This is a genomic window from Roseateles sp. (genome assembly GCF_049240545.1).
Lineage (GTDB): Bacteria > Pseudomonadota > Gammaproteobacteria > Burkholderiales > Burkholderiaceae_C > Paucibacter_A.
Window position 1 is genome coordinate 1 of sequence record NZ_JBMLSK010000301.1, and the last position, 1,334, is coordinate 1,334.

Consider the following 1,334-nt stretch of genomic DNA (forward strand, 5'->3'; position numbering starts at 1 on the left):
GCCTCGTCGTCGGTGGGCTCGCGCCGGTTTTCGGCGCGGAACCTGTCCAGCGCCTGGTCGACGGCGGTGTTCATGAACATCGCCAGGATCGTGGGCGCCGGGCCGTTGATCGTCATGCTCACGCTGGTGTTGGGCGCGGTCAGATCGAAGCCCGAGTACAGCACCTTCATGTCGTCCAGCGTGGCGATGGACACCCCGCTGTTGCCGACCTTGCCATAGATGTCGGGGCGCAGGTCGGGGTCGTTGCCGTACAGCGTCACGCTGTCGAAGGCGGTGGACAGCCGCTTGGCCGGCATGCCTTCGCTCAGCAGCTTGAAGCGGCGGTTGGTGCGGAACGGGTCGCCCTCGCCGGCAAACATGCGGGTGGGGTCTTCGCTGTCGTTACCTGACCCCGTGCGCTTGAAGGCAAAGACACCGGCGGTGTAGGGGAAGCTGCCGGGCACGTTTTCCAGCAGCAGCCACTTGAGGATCTCGCCGTGGTCTTCGTACCGGGGCAGGGCGACCTTGCGGATCTTGGAGCCGGAGAGGCTGGTGTGCGTGAGCTTGGTGCGGATCTCCTTGTCGCGGATCTTGACCACGTACTCGTCGCCGCCGTAGGCCTGCTGCATCTGCGGCCACATGGCGAGGAGTTTCTTGCTGCGGGGGTCCAGCCGGCTGTCGCGCTCGTGGGCCAGGTCGGCGAGTTGGGTCAGTGCGGGCGGGTGGGGGGGCAGTGCGCCCTCAACCGTCGCGCTAAGCGCGCCACCCTCACCCGTCGCGCTGCGCGCGCCACCCTCTCCCGCTGATGCGGGAGAGGGAAAGATGGCCGCTTCTGCTCCCGATGCGGGCGCCACAGCCGAGAGCGCTTTGCTTCCCTCTCCCACCTCAGTGGGAGAGGGACTGAGGGTGAGGGCCAGCATGCGGCGCGCTTCGAGCAACTGCTGCCGCTCCCGCGCAATGCGCGCCTGCTCGACCGCCCGCCTCTTGTACCCGCGCACGGTGTCGGCAATCTCCGCCAGATAGCGGGTGCGCGGCGGCGGCACGATGGGGGTCTGGTTGGTGGAGTGGCGCGTGAAAACATGCGGCAGGTGGCTCTCGCCGACCTTGAGCCCCAGCTCCTTCAGCCGCGGCAGGATGGCGTGGTACAGCGCGGTCACGCCGTCGTCGTTGAAGCGCGCGGCCATGGTGCCGAACACGGGCATCTCGTCGGGCTTGCGGGCAAAGTCGCCCTTGTTGCGCTGGACCTGCTTGCTCACGTCGCGCAGCGCGTCCGCGGCACCCTTGCGGTCGAACTTGTTGATCGCCACGAAGTCGGCAAAGTCCAGCATGTCGATCTTCTCGAGCTGGCTGGCCGC

General features: G+C 67.6%; 1 protein-coding gene. It reads right to left on the reverse strand.

Features of this window, described 5'->3' with window-relative positions; genetic code table 11:
• On the reverse strand, positions 1-1,334 hold a 1,334-nt coding region (locus ACOVRJ_RS19045), incomplete at both ends, for a methylmalonyl-CoA mutase family protein (RefSeq protein WP_422045402.1).